This window comes from Pseudomonas sp. Snoq117.2 (assembly GCF_900110545.1).
Lineage (GTDB): Bacteria > Pseudomonadota > Gammaproteobacteria > Pseudomonadales > Pseudomonadaceae > Chryseomonas > Chryseomonas benzopyrenica.
Map to the genome: position 1 here is coordinate 183,945 of NZ_FOED01000004.1, position 20,129 is coordinate 204,073.

A 20,129-nucleotide genomic window follows, 5' to 3' on the forward strand; every position below is an offset into this window, starting at 1 on the left:
GCTTGAGCCTTAGTTACCCTCGCCACCCGGCTGACGCAGCATGGTCAGGGCCTGGTTGGCCTGGGCGATGCACTTCTTCTCATCGCCGGCCTTCTGGGCGGCCATGGCGTTCTTGCGGAAGTCGGCGATCTGCTGGGCCTGGGAGCTGCCCGGGCCGATCATGTTGGTCTTCATCTTGCTGGCGTCATCCAGCTTCTGCAACTGCACCGCGCACAGATCCTTGGCGAACACGGGGGCGGTGGCGAACATCATCAGGGCGATCAGGGCGGTACGCTTCATGGGGACATCCTCATTGGGGAGGGCCAGGTAGGCCGGATAAACCTCGCTCACCCCACGAAACTCGTCTGGGGTAACCCATTGACCGTCAGGCATCGTTGGTCGTTCAGCGTGCCATCATCGGCGTTTACCCTCGGGCCAGCTGCTCTGGGACTAGTGCTTGAGCGTCGAAATCATCGCCGCATCGCCACGCATCCAGACCGGCAACGCCTGTTGCCAACGCTCCTGTTCGAGCAGTTGCAGGTCGGCCAAAAGTCGGCTGTATTCGGCGAATTCCTGTTGGACGCGACGGCGTTGCGCGTCCACGGCCGCTTCGGTGATCCACAGGTGCCACTGCTGGTACATCGCCACTTCGTCGGTCATCGGCTCCTCTCCTGGGAGGCCATGATGGCAACGCCGGCGGCCCTTGCCAATCGCACTAAGGTGGGGCTCGACCCTGCAGATCGAGCCCGACACAGCTAGGACGGGTATTTCAGCTGCTGAGCGATTTTGTCCTTGAGCAGGACACGCTCACGACGCAGACGACCCAGCTCCTCGTCGCCGCTGGATTCTTCCACTTCTTCCAGATCGAGGATCTGCTGATCGAGCTTCGCGTAGTCTTCCAGCAGCTTGGCGAAGGCCGCATCGGTCTGGGGACGGCTGTCCAGCTGCTCGGCGTATTCGGGAAAGTCTTTGTGCAGGTCGTGTTTGGCAACCATCAGAGGCTCCTTGGGGTGAGAGATAGAGGTCGCGAGGGCCGCAGCTCTCGTCGTACAAGGGTGGACCCAGTCCTTTCGACAAAGTGCGACAGCCACGACCAGCTGCCGATTCGCTGACGATTTGACGCTGGCGGGGAACCTAGAGACCGTCAGCAAGGTTCCAAACCCGAGCGAAGCGAGCACAATCGTCTATCGTCTCTTCGAAACCATCCAAAGGAGTGCAGCATGAGCATCATTGCCGAGTTCAAGAAATTCGCCATGAGAGGCAACGTGGTCGACCTGGCGGTCGGCATCATCCTGGGCGCGGCTTTCGGCAAGATCGTGTCGTCCTTTGTAGCCGACATCATCACACCGCCGCTGGGGTTGCTGCTGGGGGGCGTGGATTTCTCCCAGCTAGCCATCACCCTGAGGGCTGCCATAGGTGACCAACCGGCCGTGGTCATGTCCTACGGCAAATTCCTGCAGACCATCTTCGACTTCGTGATCATCGCCTTTGCCATCTTCATGGCGATCAAGGTGCTCAACCGCCTGCGCCTGCACCAGGATGCCGCGCCCTCTGGCCCGACCAAGGACCAGGTGCTGCTGACGGAGATCCGCGATCTGCTGAAAGAGCAAAACAGCCAGGCGACCGCGGCCCCTGTCGTCAAACAGGAACCGCCGATCACCCCGCAGTAGAAACCTGCTGGATCCCGCCTCGCTAGGAGGCGGGTCGCTCCAGGCGGATCCAGCCGATCCGTCGATCCTTGACCGATTCCACCGTCAGCTGCCAGCCCTGGTATTCCAGGCGATCACCAGCCACCGGCAGGCGGCCCAGCAGGTCCACCACCAGGCCGCCCAGGGTCTGGTAGTCGTCGTTTTCCGTGATCTGGAAACCGGTGCGCTGGGCCAGGGGATGCAGATTCAGACCGCCGCTGGCGCGATAGCCGTTCTCCACCCTTTCCAGCTCCGGCAGGCTCTCCTCGCTGGCATCCGGCAATTCGCCGGCAATGGCCTCGAGGATGTCGGTCAGGGTCAGCAGGCCTTCGAAGCCACCGAATTCGTTGACCACGAAGGCCACGTGGGTGGAGGCCGCGCGCAGCTGTTCCAAGGCACCTAGCACCGTGGCCTGGGCCGGCAGGTGGATGGGGGTGCGCACCCGGGCGCGCAGGTCCGGTGACTGGCCCTGGAGGATGTCGGCGAACAGCTCCTTCTTGTGGACATAGCCCAGGGGCTCGTCGATGTTGCCATTGACCACCAACGGCAACCGCGAGTGAGCCGAGGCCAGCAGTTGCTCATGCAGTCGTTCCGGCGGAGCGTCGGCATCGAGGATGTCGACGTCGGCGCGGGCGGTCATCACCGTACGCACCGGGCGTTCGCCCAATTGCAGCACGCCACTGATCATCAGGCGCTCACGGCGATCGAAGACCGGGCCTTCGCCCTTCTCGCCTTCCATCAGTTCGGCGATGTCCTCGTCCACCTCGTCTTCGCGCAAACGGCCACCCAGCAGGCGCAACACGGCCTGGGAGGTCCGCGCACGCATGCCGAGCCGCTCGTGCATCTGCCGCTTGCGCTTCCAGCGCACCACCTGGTTGGCCAGCTCGATAAGGATCGAGAAGCCGATGGCGGCGTACAGATAGCCCTTGGGAATGTGGAAGCCCAAGCCTTCGGCGGTCAGGCTCAGACCGATCATCATCAGGAAGCCCAGACACAGCATGATCACCGTGGGGTGGGCGTTGACGAAGGCGGTCAGCGGCTTGCTCGCCACCAGCATCAGACCGATGGAGATGATCACGGCGATCATCATCACGCTCAGGTGCTCGACCATGCCCACGGCGGTGATGACGGCGTCCAGCGAGAACACGGCGTCGAGCACCACGATCTGCGCCACCACCGGCCAGAAGGCGGCGTAGGTCCGGCTGCCACCGGTCTTGTGGGTATGGCCCTCGATGCGTTCGTGCAGCTCGGTGGTGGCCTTGAACAGCAGGAAGATGCCGCCGAACAGCATGATGAGGTCACGACCGGAGAAGGCCTTGCCGAAGACCTCGAACAGCGGTTCGGTGAGGGTGACTATCCAGGAGATGCTGGCCAGCAGGCCCAGACGCATGATCAACGCCAGCGACAGGCCGATGACCCGTGCCTTGTCACGCTGCGCCGGAGGCAGCTTGTCGGCGAGGATGGCGATGAAGACGAGGTTGTCGATGCCCAGGACGATTTCCAGGACGATCAGGGTCAGCAGCCCCAACCAGGCGGTGGGATCGGAGATCCATTCCATTAGCGGTATGCCTCCGCAAGAGAGGGCCGGACGGCCACGGAGGAAAGACAACGGGAGGGGGTGTTGGCCGCGCCTGGCCAGGAGGCCGGGGGCGGCTCGGATCTGTCACTGCTCATCGGAACTCGAAAGGTAGCCTTGGAAATTCCGATCCTAGAGCAAGGCGGGGCCAAAGCTAAAGGTCCAACCTTTTCCAATTGTGAAGAAAACGTAAAGACGCCCGGATAACTTCCCGGTTACCAGTAGTTTTCCACCGCCACCTGGCCGGGTCGGCGACTCAGGGCCAGCTGCAGATCGCGGGTCTTGAGCAGCTGGCGGGTGTCGTCGACCATCTCGGGATTGCCGCAGATGAGGATCCGCGAGTGCTCGGGCGACAGCGTGACGCCGGCGGCGCGTTCCAGCTCGCCGTTCTCGATCAGGGTGGTGATGCGGCCGCGCAGGGCGCCGGGGTGATCCTCGCGGGTGACCACCGGGACATAGACCAGGCGGTCGGTGAGGCCTTCGAGGTGCTCCACCTGGCCGTAGCCGTTGATGACGTCCTGGTAGGCCAGGTCGCGGGCCTCGCGCACGCTGTAGACCAGCACGATGCGTTCGAAGCGCTCCCAGGTGTCGGGTTCCTGCAGCATGGACAGGAAGGGTGCCAGGCCCGTGCCGGTGGCCAGCAGCCAGAGATCCCGACCGCCGCCGAAGCGCTCCAGGGTGAGATAGCCATAGGGCTGCTTTTCCACCAGCAGCTCGTCGCCCTCGCGCAGGCGGCTCAGCTCGCTGGTGAAGGCGCCGCCGGGCACCACGATGGAAAAGAATTCGAGGAATTCATCGTGAGGTGCCGAGACCATGGAATAGGCGCGCCAGACGATGTCGCCATCGGCCTTGCGCACGCCCAGGCGGGCGAATTGGCCGGCGCGAAAGCGATAGCGCGGGTCGCGGGTGGTCCTCAGGCTGAAGAGGTTGTCGCTCCAGGGCCAGACGGCGGTGATCGTCTCGCGGGTGAACTTGTCTTCGGTGGCGGTCATACTGGCCTCTTTTTCCCGATTGCTTAGAGCCATTGTCCCGCACTGGGCCGCCGATAAACACCGACAGAAACCATGCCTTCTCTCGTCTCGCCCTTCGCCACCCTCGAACTCGACCGTCAGCCACCGCGCCGCGACGATCCCCTGCAGGCCTTCGACGCCGCCGACGAGTACCTCCTGCAGCAGGTCGCCGAGGGCGGCCTGGCTCCCGCCACCCGGGTGCTGGTGCTCAACGACGCCTTTGGCGCCCTGGCCGTGAGCCTGGCCGGCCATGCCCAGGTGACCTCCAGTGGCGATTCGCACCTGGCGGCCCTGGCCCTGGAGGCGAATCTGGCACGCAATGGCCTCGCCGCCGATGCGGTCACCTTCGTCCCGGCCAGCGAGGCGACGGGTGGACCCTTCGATCTGGTGCTGATACGGGTGCCCAAGACCCTGGCCCTGCTGGAAGAACAGCTGATCCGCCTGCACGGCCAGTTGGCGCCGGACGCTCAGGTGATCGCCGGCGGCATGCTCAAGCATCTGCCCCGCGCCGCTGGCGACCTGCTGGAGCGGCACATTGGCCCGGTACAGGCCTCGCTGGCGGTGAAGAAAGCCCGACTGCTATCTGCCACGCCCGCGTCGCGGCCGGCGGTGGCCTCGCCCTACCCGAGTCGTTATCGCCTGGATGCACCGCCGCTGACTCTGGTCAACCATGCCAATGTCTTCTGCCGCGAGGGTCTGGACATCGGTACCCGCGCCTTCCTGCCGCACCTGCCCCAGGGTCTGGGCCAGGCCCGGGTAGCCGATCTCGGTTGCGGCAACGGCGTGCTGGCCCTGGCCTGTGCCCTGGTCAATCCGGAGGCGCAATTCACCCTGGTGGACGAGTCCTACATGGCGGTGCAGTCGGCGCAAGAGAACTGGACCGCGGCCTTCGGCGATCGACCGGTGGCGATCCGCGCCGCCGACGGCCTGGCCGAGCAGCCGCCGCGGTCGCTGGACCTGATCCTCTGCAATCCACCCTTCCACCAGCAACAGGTGGTGGGCGACTTCCTCGCCTGGCGCATGTTCCAGCAGGCCCGTGCGGCCTTGAGCGAAAAGGGCGAACTCTGGCTGGTGGGCAATCGCCACCTGGGTTACCACGTCAAGCTCAGGCGCCTGTTCAAGCGCGTCGAACAGATCGCGGCCACGCCGAAATTCGTGATACTCAAGGCGGTCCAACCCCTCTGACATAAATCCGGAGAAGAGAGCCGCCCGCGTGCCATCCCTGCCCCTCGATCTCCACTACATCGCCCTGGTGCTCGAACTGATCGGCATCAGCGCGGCGATCCACGCCATCGTTACGGTGCGTACCGCCCAGGGCGCCATGGCCTGGGCCATGGCGCTGGTGTTCATGCCCTTGCTCAGCCTGATTCCCTATCTGGTATTCGGCCGGCGCCGCTTCGACAGCTATGTGAAGGCACGGCGCCAGGCCGACGAGGAGATGGCGCGCCAGGCCGCCGAGCTGGACTGGCGGCCCTGGATCGCCGAGGCCATGGCCGCCCAGCAGTGCAGCGCGGCCAACCGCAAGCTCAAGGCCATGACCGCCCTCACCGGCACCCCCTGCGTCGCCAACAACCAGGTGCGGCTGCTGATCAACGGCGAGGAAACCTTCGCCGCCATCCTCACGGCCATCCGCGGGGCGCAGAAGGTGGTGCTGGTACAGTTCTTCATCATCCACGACGACGCCCTAGGTCTGGCCTTGCAGAACACCCTGCTCGACCGCGCCCGCGCTGGAGTCCAGGTCTTTCTGCTGTACGACGCCATCGGCAGCCATGCCCTGCCGCGCGCCTATGTGGAAAAGCTGCGCGAGGCCGGTTGCGAGGTGAAGGGCTTCAGCAACCGCCGCGGACTGATCAACCGATTCCAGGTCAACTTCCGCAACCACCGCAAGATCGTGATCGTGGATGGCGAGGTGGGCTTCACCGGCGGGCTCAACGTCGGCGACGAATACATGGGCCTCAAGCCGCCCCTGGCGCCCTGGCGCGATACCCATCTGGAACTGCGCGGCCCGGCCCTGGCCACCCTGCAGGAGACCTTTGCCCAGGACTGGTACTGGGTGACCCGGCGGCTGCCCACCCTGCTGCTGCCGGAACGCTACGAGGACGGTGGGGTGCTCTGTCAGGTGGTGCCCAGCGGCCCGGCGGACGACCAGGAGACCTGCTCGCTGTTCTTCGTCGAGGCTATCCATTCGGCGCGCCATCGGGTCTGGATCACCACGCCCTATTTCATTCCCGACGAAGCCGTCTCGGCGGCCCTGCGCCTGGCCGCCCTGCGCGGGGTCGACGTGCGCATCCTCCTGCCCTCGCGACCGGACCACAAGGTGGTCTATGCCGCCTCCTACCTCTATGCCTTCGAGGCGGTGCACGCCGGGGTGCGGGTGTTCCGCTACGGTCCGGGCTTCCTGCACCAGAAGGTGGTGCTGATCGACGAGGACGTGGCCGCGGTGGGCAGCGCCAACCTGGACAACCGCTCCTTCCGCCTTAACTTCGAGGTCATGGTGATGGTGATGGACGTCCCCTTCGCCTGGGAGGTGCGCAAGATGCTGGAGCAGGACTTCAGTCGCTCCCGCGAACTCACCCCCGAGGACAACGCCGCCCTACGCCGCTGGCGGCGGGTGGCCATGCGCGTGGCGCGGGTGTTTTCGCCGGTGCTCTAGAAACCCGGAACCCGCTCTGCGACGGCCCGGTCCGATGCCCCATGGCGCCTCACCCGGAGCGCCCCGCGCCCCCGGAGTCGCCCGCCATGCCATTCTTTTCGCCGCTGCGTTGCGTCTGCCTGCTGGCGGGCGGTCTGGCCCTGGAGGCCACCGCCGCGCCACGCAGCGTGCCGTCCATCGAGAGCGAAGACGCCGCCCTGGGTAGCGTGGAGGTCAGCGAAACGTCCGGGCGGTTCCATCCGCAACTGGGCGTGGACGTGCGCAACGGTGACTTTTCCCGTGGCAACTACGATGACGATGCCGCCAGCCTCGATCGCATCCCGCTGCACGTCCAGGCGGGTTTCGCCCTGGATCTGCATCAGGGGGTCGACGGCAGCGCCGATGCCTGGCTGGTGTTCAGCAGCAGCAATGGCTTGCACAGCCCGTCCAGCGAGGAACGGGTCAGCCCGCGGCGCTGGTACGAGAGCAACAACCTGCTCGGCCTGGTGGTGTCGCCGGCGGAAGGTCTGAGGGTCGGCTTCGTCTACACGGTCAAGAGCAGCCCCAATGATGTCGCCGCCACCACCCAGGAGGCCAGCCTGACCCTGGCCTACCAGACCGACTCGGGCCTGGGCGCCTGGCGCCCGGGGCTGGCGGTGACCACCCGCACCCAGGGCGACAGCGGCCTCTATACCCAGGGCAGCCTGGAGCCGGGGTTGGATCTCACCCCAGGCGGTCTGCGCCTGAGTTTCCCCAGTGCCCTGGGGGTGGGCTGGAACGGCTTCTACGGACCGGATTCCGGAGACCGCCTCTATGCCCGCACCGGCCTGGCGCTGGAGCAACCGTTCCGCTGGGGCGACACCCGCTGGAGCGCTCGGGCCGAGGCCCTGGCGCTCTACCGCGACGGTGCCCTGCGCGAGTTGAGCGGTCCGGAGGGCGAGACCGACGGCGTGGTGCCCCAGGTGACCCTCAGCCTGTCCATGGCCTACTAGCCCAACGGCGCGACCCCAAGGCCCTCGACCAGACTTTCGAGGGCGCGCAGGCCCGCCACCGAGTTGCCATAGCTGTCCAGCCGCGGCGACCAGACACAGATGCTCATCTGCCCCGGGACGATGGCGACGATGCCGCCCCCGACCCCGCTCTTGCCCGGCAGGCCGACGCGCCAGGCGAAGTCGCCCGCGGCATCGTAGAGGCCGCAGGTCAGCAGCAAGGCATTGAGCTGACGCGTCTGCTGGGGGGTCACCACCGCCTGACCATCCTGGGGATTGACCCCACCGTTAGCCAGGAAGGCGAAGGCCCTGGCCACGTCGCTGCAGCTCATGGCCAGAGCGCAGCCATGGAAATAGACGTCGAGGACGTCGTTCACCTCGCTGTGAAGATTGCCGTAGGCCTTCATCAGATAGGCCAGGGCGGCGTTGCGCGCCTTGTGGTCCATTTCCGAACGGGCTACCCGGTCGTCGAAATTGATGGCCGGATTGCCGGCCAGGCGCCGCGCTTGTTCACGCATCATCCAGTGGATGGACATGATGCGTGACACCAGCAGCTCGCAGACCAGCACGGCGCCGGCGTTGATGAAGGGATTGCGCGGCACGCCCTTCTCTTCTTCCAGCTGAGCCATGGAATTGAAGGCATGACCGGACGGCTCGCGGCCGACGCGGGTCCAGATGTCCGGCTCGTCCAGGCGCTGCATGGCGATCACCAGGTTGAGCACCTTGGAAATCGACTGGATGGAAAACGCCGTATCGGCCGCACCCGCACGCCAGACCTTGCCGTTGATGTCACAGACGGCGATGCCGAACTGATCCGGCGCCACCTCGGCCAGGGCCGGGATGTAGTCGGCCACTTCACCTTCGCCGAAGTGGCGCGGCGCGGCGGCGGCGATACGGTCGAGCAACGGCTGCAGCTGATGGCGATCGAAAAGCTCTGGCATGGCGAATCCAAGGCGGGCGGGGGCGCCAAGTGTAGGGGCCCTGGCGGCCTCAGGCGAGCCCCGCGGGCGCCTGCAGGGGCAGGCGGATCTCGAACCGCGCACCGCCCCGCGTACCGGCGCTCAGGCCCAGGCGGCCAGCCTGGTTTTCCACCGCGCGACGGCTGATGGCCAGGCCCAGGCCGAAGCCGCCGGTGGCACGGTCACGGCTGCGATCCAGGCGGTAGAAGGGCTCGAAGACTCGCTCGCGCTCGGCCTCGGGGATGCCTTCGCCATCGTCTTCCACCGCGATCAGCAACGTCTCGCCGTCACGGCGGACCGTTACCCAGACCTCACGCTGGCAATAGCGCAGCGCATTGCCGACGAGATTCTGCAGGGCGCGGGCCGTGAGCCGCGGGGCCAGCTCGACCCGCATGGGCGCCTGCACCATGTCCAGGTGCACCTCGACGCCGCGACGCTCCTGCTCCTCGGCGAAGTCGGCCAGCACGCTGTCGAGAAAGGCTTCGAGATCCAGGCCCAGGCGTTCGGGCGGCTGCTGACTGCTCTGCAGCCGGGCGAAGGACAGCAGTTCGTCGACCAGGGCATCCAGTTCGCGGACGTGGCGCACCAGTTGCTCCAGCTGGCGGTGGGTCTCGGCGGGCAGTGGATCGGCCTGCAACAGTGCCAGGCCGAATTCCAGACGCGACAAGGGCGTGCGCAATTCGTGGGAGACGGCGTTGAGCAGGTCGCGCTGCTGGACGATCAGCGCCTCCAGCTCCTGAGCCATGTCATCGAAGGCCCGCGCCAGCTCGCCGACATCCGAGCGCGGCGAGATGGCCGTACGCTCGCCCAGATGGCCCTTGCCCAGTCGTGCCGCGGTGCGCCGCAGCCGTTCCAGGTCGCGCCAGTGCGGACGTAGCCAGACATAGAGACAGATCAGCAGGGCCGCGCCGATCAGGGCGTTCATCGCCCAGTAGGTCAGGGCGATGTCGGTGGGCGCCTCGGGGATGCCGATCCACAGCACCTGATCTGCCGGCAGCGGCACCAGGGCCGCACTGGGTTCGCCATAGTCACCCAGGCGTACCCGTCGCTGGCCGGCAGCGAGGTCTGAGCGCTCCTCCAGACTGAGGGCCTGATCGTCGCGCGGGACCAGGCGCAGGCTGATGGGCGCCAGCTCCGCGGCCAGTTCGTCCTGCAGCGCCGGCCAGCGCTCCGGCGGCGTGGTGGTGAAGGCGCGCTGAACCAGGCTGAGCGGACCGTGCAACTGCTCCAGGGTATAGCGGCTGTAACGCTCGTCGAACACCTTGAGCAGCGCCTCGGGTACCAGGTAGCTGGCGGCGCCGTAGGTCACCAGCAGGATGAGGTAGAGGCGGACGAGGATCTTGAGCATCTATTCCCACTCGGCGCGAGACAGCAGATAACCCTTGCCCCAGACGGTCTTGATCCGTCGCGCTTCGCCAGGATGCTCCTCGAAACGACGGCGCAGCTTGGAGATGGCCACGTCCACCGAGCGGTCGACGCCGTTGAATTCGATGCCGCGCAGTTGCTGGATCAGCTGGTCGCGGCTGAGCACCTCGCCGGCATGGCGCATGAGGACTGCCAGCAGGTTGAATTCAGTGGACGACAGCTCCACCAGCTGGTCGCGCCACCAGACCTGGCGCTCGCCCGGCAGCAACCGCAGCTGGCCGATAACCAGGCGATCATCGGTGGCCACCTCGCCCAGCTGGCAGCGGCGCAGCAGGGTGCGGATGCGCGCCAGCAGCACCCGCGGCTCGCAAGGCTTGCTGACGTAGTCGTCAGCACCGATCTCCAGCCCCAGCACCTGGTCGTGGCTGTCGTCCAAGGCGGTGAGCATCAAGATCGGCAGGCCCGGCTGGGCGGCGCGCAGCTGGCGGCAGACCTGCAGGCCATCCAGCCCCGGCAGCATGACATCGAGCACCACCAGCTGCGGGCGCAGTCGCTGCACCGCGGCCAGGGCCTCGTCGCCACGGCCGATCACGGTCACGGCATAGCCCTGGCGACCCAGGTAGGTGGCGATGAGGTCAGCCAGGGCGGCGTCGTCTTCGACGATGAGCAAGGGGATCACGGCAGCTCTTCATGGCGGCAAAGCCCGAGCATAGCCGAGCGCAGCACCGGCGGGCGCAGGCCTTAACACTCTTTCACAAGAGACCTACAGACGTTTACAGGGTGGCCTGCGCGAGGCGCCTACCATGACGCTCTTCTGGAGGAAGCCCCGATGTTCCCGATCCGCCCTGCCCTCGGCAGCCTCGTGCTGCTCTGTCTGCTGCTCGCCGCCTGCGACCGTCCGGCCCCGGAAGCCGCCGCCCCGACCGCGCCCAGGGTGCAGGTGGAGACCCTGCACCCCAAGCCCCTGGCCATCGCCAGTGAATTGAGTGGCCGCCTGGTGGCGCCACGGACCGCGGAAGTACGGGCACGGGTCGCCGGCATCGTGCTGCAGCGGGTGTTTCGCGAAGGCAGTGAGGTCAAGGCCGGTGAGGTGCTGCTCCGCATCGATCCGGCGCCGCTGCAGGCCGAGGTGGACAGTGCCGCCGCGGCCCTGCGCAAGGCCGAGGCCAGCGCCTTCCAGACGCGGCGCCTGGCCGAGCGCTATGCGGCGCTGGTCGAGAGCGAGGCGATCAGTCGCCAGGAGCAGGACAACGCGCGTGGCGCCAGCCTGCAGGCGGAGGCAGAGGTGGCGGCGGCCCGGGCGGCGCTCAAGCGGGCGCGGCTGAATCTGGGCTATGCCACGGTCACCGCGCCCATCGCCGGGCGCATCGGCAAGGCGCTGGTCACCGAGGGCGCGCTGGTCGGCCAGGGCGATGCCACGCCCCTGGCGATCATCCAGCAGCTGGACCCCATCCATGCCGACGTCACCCAGTCGACCCGCCAGCTCAAGGCGCTGCGCGATGCCCTGCGGGACGGCCGGCTGCAGCAGGTGGCGCCGGATCAGGCACGGGTGACGCTGCTGCAGGAGGATGGCAGCCCCTACCCCGAGAGCGGCCGCCTGCTGTTCGCCGATCTCACGGTGGACGCCAACACCGGGCAGATCACCTTGCGCAGCCAGTTTCCCAATCCACGGCGCGACCTCTTGCCGGGCAGCTTCGTGCGGGTACGCCTGGAGCAGGCGCGCCTCGATCAGGGTTTGAGCGTCGCCCAGCAGGCGGTGCAGCGCAGCGTCGATGGCGGGGCCCAGGTCTGGGTGGTGGATGCCGAAAACCAGGTCGCCCTGCGCGAGGTGCGCCTGGGCCCGGTGGTCGAAGGTCGCTGGGTGGTGGAGTCCGGCCTCGCCGCTGGTGAGCGCGTACTGCTCTCCGGTCTGCAACAGGCGCAACCGGGCCTGGTGGTGGAACCCCAGGAAGCCCAGGCCGCCACGGCGGAGGTGCGCTGATGGCCAACTTCTTCATCGACCGCCCGGTGTTCGCCTGGGTGGTAGCGCTGTTCATCCTGCTCGCCGGGCTGCTGGCCATCCCGCAGTTGCCGGTGGCCCAGTACCCCAATGTGGCGCCGCCGCAGATCGAGCTGTACCTGACCTATCCGGGCGCCTCGCCGCAGACCCTGGACGAGAGCGTGGTCAGCCTCGTCGAGCAGGAGCTCAATGGCGTCAATCACCTGCTCTATTTCTCCTCCAGCAGCAGCCAGGGCAGCGCCACCCTGACCGTGACCTTCCAGCCCGGCACCGATCCGGAGCTGGCCAAGGTGGACATCCAGAATCGCCTCAAGGTGGTGGAGCCGCGCCTGCCGCGGGCGGTCACCCAGCAGGGCATCCAGATCGAGGAGACCTCGGCTGGCTACCTCATGTTCGTCACCCTCTCCGCCACCGACCAGCGCCTCGACACCACCGCCCTGAGCGACTATCTGGCACGCAACGTGGTCAACGAACTGCGCCGCCTGGACGGCGTGGGCAAGGCCCAGCTGTTCGGTGCCGAGCACGCCCTGCGCGTCTGGCTCGATCCCAGTCGCCTGGTGGCGGTCGGCCTGACCCCGGCGGACGTGACCCGGGCCATCGCCGAGCAGAACGTCCAGGTGGCGGCCGGCAGTATTGGCGAGCTACCGGCCCCCGCTGGCCAGGAACTGACCGCGCCGGTGCTGATCAAGGGCCAGCTCAGCGACCCCGCGGAGTTCGCCGGCATCCTGCTGCGCGCCGGAGCCGACGGTTCCAGCGTGACCCTGGGCGACGTGGCCCGGATCGAAGTGGGCAGCCAGAGCTACAACTTCGGCACGCGGCTGGACGGCAAGCCTTCGGTGGCGGTGGGGGTGCAGCTGGCACCCACCGCCAACTCCCTGGCCACCGCCCAGGCCGTGCGCGCCAAGCTGGCCGAGCTGTCCCAGTATTTTCCACCCGGGATGAAATACGACATCCCCTACGACACGGCGCCCTTCGTCGAGATCTCCATCACCCAGGTCATCCATACCCTGCTGGAGGCCATGGCGCTGGTGTTCGCGGTGATGTACCTGTTCCTGCAGAACCTGCGCTACACCCTGATCCCGACCCTGGTGGTGCCGGTGGCGCTGCTGGGCACCTGCGCCGTGCTCCTGGCGCTGGGCTATTCGATCAATGTGCTGACCCTGTTCGGCATGGTGCTGGCCATCGGCATCCTGGTGGACGACGCCATCGTGGTGGTGGAGAACGTCGAGCGACTCATGGCCACGGAGGGCCTCGATCCCCGCGCGGCCACCCGCAAGGCCATGGGCGAGATCTCCGGCGCCATCGTCGGCATCACCCTGGTGCTGACCGCGGTCTTCGTGCCCATGGCCTTCATGAGCGGCTCGGTCGGCGTCATCTATCGCCAATTCTCGGCGTCCATGGCGGTGGCCATCCTTTTCTCCGCCTTTCTCGCCCTGAGCCTGACCCCGGCGCTGTGCGCCACCCTGCTCAAGCCGATTGCCCAGGGCACCCATGCCCGCAGCGGCTTCTTCGGCGCCTTCAATCGGGGCTTCGAGCGCCTGACCGGCGGTTTCGAGGGCTGGGTGGCCCGCGCCATCCGCCGCCTGCTGCCCAATCTCGTGCTGTTCGCCGTCCTGCTGGCGGCCCTGGTAGCGCTCTATGGCCGTCTGCCCGGTGCCTTCCTGCCCACCGAGGATCAGGGCTATCTGATCACCGACATCCAGCTGCCGCCCGGGGCCACCCAGGAGCGCACCCTCAAGGTGATCGAGCGCCTGGAGCGCCATTACGCCGAGGAGCCGGGGGTGGCCAACGATCTCGTCCTGCTCGGCTTCAGCTTTTCCGGCAGCGGCCAGAACGCCGCCCTGGCCTTTACCACCCTCAAGGACTGGTCCGCCCGCGGCCCGGCCGATTCCGCCGCGGCCATCGCCGAGCGCGCCAATGCCGCCCTGGCCGGCGAAAGCGAGGCCCTGGGCTTCGCCGTGCTGCCACCGCCGGTGGAAGGCCTGGGCACCTCCAGCGGTTTCGAGGTGCGCCTGCAGGACCGGTCCAATCGCGGCCAGGCGGCGCTCAAGGCAGCGCGGGATGAATTGCAGGCCAAGCTGGCGGGCAATCCGATCATCGCCTACGTGCGGGAAACGGCCCTGGCCGACAGCGCCCAGGTGCAACTGGTGGTGGATCGCCGCCAGGCCGCCGCCCTGGGAGTGGGTTTCGCCGCCCTCGGCGAGACCCTGGGCACCGCCCTGGGCTCCAGCTACGTCAATGACTTTCCCAATCGCGGACGGATGCAGCAGGTGATCGTGCAGGCCGAGCTGGGCAGCCGCAGCCAGGTGGACGACCTGCTGCGCCTGGAGGTGCGCAATGAGCGCGGGCGCATGGTGCCCCTGTCCGCCTTCGTCAGCGCCGACTGGACCCAGGGTGCGGCGCAACTGTCGCGCTACAACGGCTATCCGGCCATCAGCCTGTCCGGCGAGCCGCTGCCCGGTCACACCACCGGCGAGGCCATGGCCGAACTGGAACGCCTGGCCGCGGAGCTGCCACGGGGCTTCGCCCTGGAGTGGACGGCGCTGTCGTTGCAGGAACGCCTCTCCGCCGGCCAGGCACCGGTGCTGCTGGGGCTGTCGCTGCTGGTGGTGTTCCTCTGCCTCGCCGCCCTCTACGAGAGCTGGTCGATTCCCACCGCGGTGCTGCTGGTGGTGCCCCTGGGGGTGTTAGGCGCGGTGCTGGCGGTGACCCTGAGGGGCATGCCCAACGATGTCTTCTTCAAGGTCGGCCTGATCACGGTGATCGGCCTGACGGCGAAGAACGCCATCCTGCTCATCGAATTCGCCAAGAGCCTGCACGACGGCGGCATGGACCTGTACCAGGCCACCTGCCGTGCCGCCCGGCTACGCCTGCGGCCCATCGTCATGACCTCACTGGCCTTCATCCTCGGCGTGGTACCGCTGGCCCTGGCCACCGGCGCCAGCTCGGCGAGCCAGCAGGCGGTGGGCACCGGGGTGATCGGCGGCATGCTCAGCGCCACCCTGGCGCTGATCTTCGTGCCGGTGTTCTTCGTGCTGGTGCTGCGGGTGGTGGGGCGATTGCGGCGCAATCCGGAGCAGCGCCCTGACTAGATCCGGCCTGCTGTCGCGGATGGCCAGCCTTCGCGGTGGGTCATCCGTCGCGTTTTCCACCGAGACCTAAAGCCGCACCCGGTGGACAAGGCAACGCCCCGGTCCAGGCTACGCCCTATCCAAGTCTTACAACCCCAGGTCGCTCAACCCCGGATGATCGTCCGGCCGCCGCCCCTGGGGCCAGTGAAACAGCCGTTCAGCCTCGCTGATCGGCAGGTCGTTGATACTGGCGTGACGCTCGGCCATCAGACCCTGGTCGTCGAAGTGCCAGTTCTCGTTGCCGTAGGCGCGGTACCACTGGCCGTCTTCATCCCGCCATTCGTAGGCGAAGCGCACGGCGATGCGCGCGCCGTCATGGGCCCACAGCTCCTTGATCAGCCGGTACTCGTGCTCGCGCTGCCACTTGCGGGTGAGAAAGGCCTCGATGGCGGCGCGGCCCTGGAGGAAATCCGAGCGATTACGCCAGCGGCTGTCGGCGGTATAGGCCAGGGCCACCTTGGCCGGATCGCGGCTGTTCCAGCCGTCTTCGGCGGCGCGGACTTTTTGCTGGGCGGACTCCAGGGTAAAGGGAGGAACGGGGGGACGGGCAGCGCTCATGGGGACTCTCCTTGGCAGATGAGGCCCCAGTGTCAGGCCGCAGCGGGAGTGTCACAAGGTCGAACGGCCCACGAATCTGGCCAAGTCGCTCAGACTTCTACCAGGCGATAGTGCAATCCCCGCACCACCGCCTCGACCCGGTTGCGCGCGCCCAGTTTGCGGGCGGCGGAGTTGAGGTGCAGGTTGACCGTGGCGGTGGAGCGGTTGAGGGTCGCGGCGATGCGCTTGGCGGTCAGCCCCTTGGCGGAATACTGCAGGCATTCACGCTCGCGCGGTGTCAGGCGGATCTGGCCGCAGCGCCGCTCGGCGGGCGCGAGCAATTCGTCGGCGCGGGCCTGGAAGGCATGGGCGAGGACCAGAAAGGCGCCTAGACAGGCTTCGCCGGCGGCCTCGGCGTCCGGGGCATCGGCATCGAGGATGCCGGTCAGGGTGGCGAAGGCACCGCCGGGCAGGTGCAGCGGTACCGTCACCCCGGTGGCGAGGCCGCTGTCACGCACATAGCAGGTGACCGGCCGATGACTGTCACCCAGGTACTCGCGCAGGGCGCTACGGGTTTCGCTGCGAAACGACCAGACGAAGGGTGCCGCGCGCCGGCTGGCGCACTGCTGCACCGGATCGATCTGGTAATAGCCGCGCTCGCACCAGAAGGCCTGCATGTCCGCCGGGGCGTTGCGCACCTTGAACACCGAGGGCGTGATGAGCACCCCCTCGTGGCTGAGCGGCACCGGGGCGTAGTCATAGATCAGCGCCTTGCAGCCGAGGCGATCAGCGCTGGCCTGCACCGCATCCAGACAGGCGTCGAGCGTGGGCAATCCGACGAGGCGGCGGCTGATGGTGAGCAGATCGGCATGCATCTTGGAGCTCCTCCCCTGGATCGCGATGGGGAACGCGAAGCAAAGGTTCTGCCAGTCACGCCAGCGCTGCTGCAAACCTAGCACTTTTATGGATGGGGCCAGCGTCCACCCTGGCCTAGAGTCGAGCCTACCCCGCCCCTTCGAGGAAGCCCCCATGACTCAGCACGCTCCGTCCGGCGACAGCGCCGACCTCGCCCGCTTCGGCTATACCCAGGAACTCAAGCGCCAGCTCGGGCTGAAGGACCTGCTGATCTACGGTCTGGTGTTCATGGTGCCCATCGCCCCCTTTTCCATCTTTGGCGGGGTATTCGACGCCAGTCACGGCATGGTGCCCCTCACCTACCTCATCGGCTTCGTCGCCATGCTGTTCACCGCGGTCAGCTACCAGCAGATGTCGCGCGCCTTTCCGGTGGCCGGCTCGGTCTATGCCTACGTCGGTCGCGGCCTGCATCCGGCGCTGGGCTTTCTCGCTGGCTGGGCCATCCTGCTCGACTACCTGCTGGTGCCCACCCTGCTCTATGTGATCGGCGCCAACGCCATGGCAAACGTCATCCCAGCCATTCCCCAGCCGCTGTGGATCGTTTTCTTCGTCGGCCTCAACACCCTGGTCAACCTGCGTGGCATCGAGACCACCGCCCGCGCCAACCGGCTGTTCCTCTATGGCCAGCTGGCGGTGCTGCTGGTGTTCGTCTTGCTGGCGGCCCTGGCCATCAGCCACGGAGTAAACGGCGCCGAATGGACCTTGAAGCCGCTGTACAACCCCCAGGAATTCTCCCTGCCGCTGATCTTCAGCGCCCTGTCGGTGGCGGTGCTGTCCTTTCTCGGCTTCGACGCCATCTCCACCCTCTCCGAAGAAACCCGCGGCGGTAGCCGCGTGGTGGGCCACGCCACCCTACTGGCCCTGACCCTGGTGGCCGCGCTGTTCATGGTGCAGACCTGGCTGGCCGCCCTGCTGCAACCCAACCTGATCCAGTACCCCGACGCCGATGCCTCGAACAACGCCTTCTACGAGATCGGCCGACTGATCGCCGGCCCCTGGCTGCAGGTGGTGATCGCCCTGGCGGTGGCCATCGGTGCCGCCATCGCCAATGCCCTGGTGGCCCAGGCCGCCACCTCCCGGCTGCTGTTCGCCATGGCCCGCGACCGCCAGCTGCCGCAGTTCCTGCGCCAGATCCATCCCAAGACCCGGGTGCCGCAGCGCGCCATCCTGCTGGTGGCGGCTCTGAGTCTGGTGCTGGGACTGTTCTTTGTCGGCCAGATCAACCTGCTCGCCTCCATGTGCAACTTCGGTGCGCTGACCGCCTTCCTGCTCCTGCATGTGGCAGTGGCTTGGCATCACCGCGGCGCCGGTCGCCCGCTGCTGTACGCCCTGGTCCCGCTGGTCGGCTTCATCGTCCTCGCCTATGTGCTGTTCAACGCCGACATCTACGCCAAGGTCGGCGGCAGCTGCTGGATGGTGCTGGGTCTGGCCGTGCTGGCCTTCCTCAGGCTCAGCGGCCGGACCACGGAATTCAAGGCGAACGACGCCGTCCATTAGGCACAGACCCGCCGCGGAGGCTCCCGATGATCAAGACCCTGCACAGCCAGCACTGCCATTGTGGCTGGGATCACAGCCTCGCCCCGGCGCTGGAGGTCGCGCCGGGCGAGACGGTGAGCTTTGCCTGCCGTGACGCGGCGGACGGCCACTTCCACGCCCACTCCAGCGCCGCCGACGTCGCCACCCTGCCCTTCGAGCGGGTCAATCCGATCTGCGGCCCGCTGTGGATCGAGGGTGCCGAGCCCGGTGATGTACTCAAGGTGACGCTGGACAGCTTCACCCCCAGCGGCTTTGGCTGGACCGCCAACATACCCGGCTTCGGCCTGCTCGCCGACCAGTTTCCGGACCCGGTGCTGCAGCTCTGGCATTACGACCGCGGCGGGCAGACACCGGCCGCCTTCGGCGAGCTGGCGCGGGTCCCACTCAAGCCTTTCGCCGGCACCCTGGGGGTGGCTCCTGCTGCGCCAGGTCTGCACTCGGTGGTGCCACCGCGGCGGGTGGGCGGCAACCTGGACATCCGCGACCTGGCCGCCGGCACCAGCCTCTACCTGCCGGTGGAGGTAGCCGGAGCGCTGTTTTCCATCGGCGATACCCATGCTGCCCAGGGCGATGGTGAAGTCTGCGGCACCGCCATCGAGACCGCCATGGCGGTTACCGCGACCTTCGAGCTGATCAAGCAGCAGCCGCTGGCCATGCCGCGCTTCAGCACCCCGGGGCCGGTCACCCGCCACCTGGACGGCGCGGGTTACGAGGTCTTCACCGGCGTCGGGCCGGACCTGCTGGCTGCGGCGCGCATGGCCGTCAGCGGCGCCATCGACTGGCTCGGGCAGACCCGCAACCTGCCGGCGGAACAGGCCTATCTGCTCTGTTCGGTCTGTGGCGACCTGCGCATCAGCGAGATCGTCGACGTGCCCAACTGGGTGGTTGGCTTCTATTTCCCGCGGATCGTGTTCGAATAGTCTGGCGCCCGCCGTGGCAACGTCCCCCACAGCGAGGCGATGACGATCAGCAGGCCGCCCAGCCAGCCCCAGAGGCCCAGGCGTTCGTCCAGCCAGAAGCTGGCGAACAGCGCGCCGAACAGCGGCTCGGCGCCCATCAGCAGGGCGACGCGGGTGGCGCTGGTGCGGCCCAGGGCATAGTTCTGGGCGAGAAAGGCGCCCAGGGTGCAGAACAGCACCAGGTAGCCGGTGGCGAGCCAGAAGCCTGGCTGCACGGGCAGCGGCGCCAGACCCGGGCCCAGGACGAACAGCAGCAGACAGGCCAGGCCCACCACGCCGGTCTGCACCGCGGTCAGCGCCAGGGCCGGCACCGGGGCACTGGCCTGCTGCAGACGCCGGCGCACCACGCAGACGTTGACCGCGCGCAATACGGCCGCCAGCAGGATCAGGCCGTCCCCCAGGTTGAAGCTCAGGGTCACCCCACGGGTCAGCAGCCCGGCGCCCGCCACCGCCAGCGCCGCGGCGCCCAGGGCACGGGCCTCGGGGCGCTGGCCGAGCAGCCACCATTCCGCGAAGGGGGTCAGGGCCACGCAGAGGCTGATGAGAAAGGCGGCGTTGCTGGCGCTGGTCAGGGCCACGCCATAGGTCTCGGCGAGAAAGATCGCCAATAGCAACAGACCGGTCGGTATTCCTGGTCGCCAGGCCCGTCGGCCCTCGCCCCTCAGGGTGGGCAGCAACAGCGCCGCGGTGAGGCAGAAACGCAGCGCCAGGTAGCCCAGCACCGGATAGAGCACCACAGCGTCCTTGACCACGGCATAGCTGGTCCCCCAGACCAGGGCGGTGGCGAGCAGCAGGCCTTCGGCGAGGCCGAAGGTGGGGCGTTGCGACATGACGGTTTCTCCTTGGACAGGCCG

General features: G+C 67.4%; 19 protein-coding genes. 8 read left to right on the forward strand and 11 right to left on the reverse strand.

Going from position 1 to position 20,129, the window contains the following annotated elements; genetic code table 11:
* Nucleotides 1-9 precede the first annotated feature (9 nt).
* The 3 genes from BMZ43_RS12720 to BMZ43_RS12730 form a co-directional block, all read right to left on the reverse strand.
* A complete protein-coding gene (locus tag BMZ43_RS12720; RefSeq protein ID WP_017639094.1) occupies nt 10-279 on the reverse strand; it encodes a hypothetical protein in 270 nt (89 codons plus the stop codon).
* A gap of 150 nt (nt 280-429) precedes the next feature.
* Complete coding sequence (locus BMZ43_RS12725; RefSeq protein ID WP_017639093.1) at nt 430-639, reverse strand: hypothetical protein; 210 nt, start codon at nt 637-639, stop codon at nt 430-432.
* 95 nt (nt 640-734) lie between these two features.
* A complete protein-coding gene (locus BMZ43_RS12730) occupies nt 735-974 on the reverse strand; it encodes an HP1242/YdcH family protein (protein WP_007162691.1) in 240 nt (79 codons plus the stop codon).
* Between the two features lie 225 nt (nt 975-1,199).
* On the opposite strand from BMZ43_RS12730, the gene mscL reads away from it, so the two are divergent.
* Nucleotides 1,200-1,649 carry a large-conductance mechanosensitive channel protein MscL gene (mscL, locus tag BMZ43_RS12735; protein WP_017639092.1) on the forward strand — a complete coding sequence of 150 codons (450 nt, stop codon included), beginning with the start codon at nt 1,200-1,202 and terminating at the stop codon, nt 1,647-1,649.
* 22 nt (nt 1,650-1,671) lie between these two features.
* Here the strand turns inward: mscL and BMZ43_RS12740 are convergent, their stop codons facing one another.
* Nucleotides 1,672-3,225 (reverse strand): TerC family protein, encoded by a 1,554-nt coding sequence (locus tag BMZ43_RS12740; protein ID WP_064307512.1) that lies wholly within the window; start codon nt 3,223-3,225, stop codon nt 1,672-1,674.
* Nucleotides 3,226-3,458: 233 nt separating this feature from the next.
* Nucleotides 3,459-4,235: a ferredoxin--NADP reductase gene (locus BMZ43_RS12745; protein WP_017639090.1), complete on the reverse strand. Its 777-nt coding sequence runs from the start codon at nt 4,233-4,235 to the stop codon at nt 3,459-3,461.
* A gap of 72 nt (nt 4,236-4,307) precedes the next feature.
* On the opposite strand from BMZ43_RS12745, the gene BMZ43_RS12750 reads away from it, so the two are divergent.
* The 3 genes from BMZ43_RS12750 (at nt 4,308) to BMZ43_RS12760 (ending at nt 7,877) form a co-directional block, all read left to right on the forward strand.
* On the forward strand, nt 4,308-5,438 hold the full coding sequence (locus BMZ43_RS12750; protein ID WP_093254069.1) for a methyltransferase: 1,131 nt from the start codon (nt 4,308-4,310) through the stop codon (nt 5,436-5,438).
* Nucleotides 5,439-5,466: 28 nt separating this feature from the next.
* Nucleotides 5,467-6,906 (forward strand): cardiolipin synthase, encoded by a 1,440-nt coding sequence (gene cls / locus BMZ43_RS12755; RefSeq protein WP_017639088.1) that lies wholly within the window; start codon nt 5,467-5,469, stop codon nt 6,904-6,906.
* Nucleotides 6,907-6,992: 86 nt separating this feature from the next.
* Nucleotides 6,993-7,877 (forward strand): hypothetical protein, encoded by an 885-nt coding sequence (locus BMZ43_RS12760; protein ID WP_093254071.1) that lies wholly within the window; start codon nt 6,993-6,995, stop codon nt 7,875-7,877.
* Here the strand turns inward: BMZ43_RS12760 and glsB are convergent.
* From glsB to BMZ43_RS12775, 3 genes are all read right to left on the reverse strand, one after another.
* Nucleotides 7,874-8,788, reverse strand: coding sequence for a glutaminase B (gene glsB, locus BMZ43_RS12765; RefSeq protein ID WP_218186729.1), 915 nt, complete (start codon nt 8,786-8,788; stop codon nt 7,874-7,876). The genes BMZ43_RS12760 and glsB overlap by 4 nt on opposite strands.
* A 76-nt stretch (nt 8,789-8,864) precedes the next feature.
* Nucleotides 8,865-10,181, reverse strand: coding sequence for an ATP-binding protein (locus BMZ43_RS12770; RefSeq protein ID WP_093254074.1), 1,317 nt, complete (start codon nt 10,179-10,181; stop codon nt 8,865-8,867).
* Complete coding sequence (locus BMZ43_RS12775) at nt 10,182-10,877, reverse strand: response regulator (RefSeq protein WP_017639084.1); 696 nt, start codon at nt 10,875-10,877, stop codon at nt 10,182-10,184.
* Nucleotides 10,878-11,027: 150 nt separating this feature from the next.
* Between BMZ43_RS12775 and BMZ43_RS12780 the strand changes: the two genes are divergently transcribed.
* Both BMZ43_RS12780 and BMZ43_RS12785 read left to right on the forward strand, forming a co-directional pair.
* Complete coding sequence (locus tag BMZ43_RS12780) at nt 11,028-12,179, forward strand: efflux RND transporter periplasmic adaptor subunit (protein WP_068382940.1); 1,152 nt, start codon at nt 11,028-11,030, stop codon at nt 12,177-12,179.
* Nucleotides 12,179-15,289, forward strand: a complete 3,111-nt coding sequence (locus tag BMZ43_RS12785; RefSeq protein WP_068382938.1) for a multidrug efflux RND transporter permease subunit — start codon at nt 12,179-12,181, stop codon at nt 15,287-15,289. The genes BMZ43_RS12780 and BMZ43_RS12785 overlap by 1 nt, the downstream gene beginning before the upstream one ends.
* Before the next feature lie 126 nt (nt 15,290-15,415).
* Here BMZ43_RS12785 and BMZ43_RS12790 read toward each other — a convergent pair whose 3' ends face one another.
* Together BMZ43_RS12790 and BMZ43_RS12795 are read right to left on the reverse strand one after the other, a co-directional pair.
* A complete protein-coding gene (locus BMZ43_RS12790; RefSeq protein ID WP_017639081.1) occupies nt 15,416-15,886 on the reverse strand; it encodes a nuclear transport factor 2 family protein in 471 nt (156 codons plus the stop codon).
* Nucleotides 15,887-15,975: 89 nt separating this feature from the next.
* Nucleotides 15,976-16,740: a LuxR family transcriptional regulator gene (locus tag BMZ43_RS12795; protein WP_068382936.1), complete on the reverse strand. Its 765-nt coding sequence runs from the start codon at nt 16,738-16,740 to the stop codon at nt 15,976-15,978.
* 154 nt (nt 16,741-16,894) lie between these two features.
* On the opposite strand from BMZ43_RS12795, the gene BMZ43_RS12800 reads away from it, so the two are divergent.
* Together BMZ43_RS12800 and BMZ43_RS12805 are read left to right on the forward strand one after the other, a co-directional pair.
* Nucleotides 16,895-18,277, forward strand: coding sequence for an APC family permease (locus BMZ43_RS12800; protein ID WP_093254076.1), 1,383 nt, complete (start codon nt 16,895-16,897; stop codon nt 18,275-18,277).
* 26 nt (nt 18,278-18,303) lie between these two features.
* Nucleotides 18,304-19,236, forward strand: coding sequence for an acetamidase/formamidase family protein (locus BMZ43_RS12805; protein ID WP_093254079.1), 933 nt, complete (start codon nt 18,304-18,306; stop codon nt 19,234-19,236).
* Here BMZ43_RS12805 and BMZ43_RS12810 read toward each other — a convergent pair.
* A complete protein-coding gene (locus BMZ43_RS12810; protein ID WP_093254081.1) occupies nt 19,209-20,105 on the reverse strand; it encodes a DMT family transporter in 897 nt (298 codons plus the stop codon). The two genes, BMZ43_RS12805 and BMZ43_RS12810, sit on opposite strands and share 28 nt — an antisense overlap.
* Between the last annotated feature and the right edge of the window lie 24 nt (nt 20,106-20,129).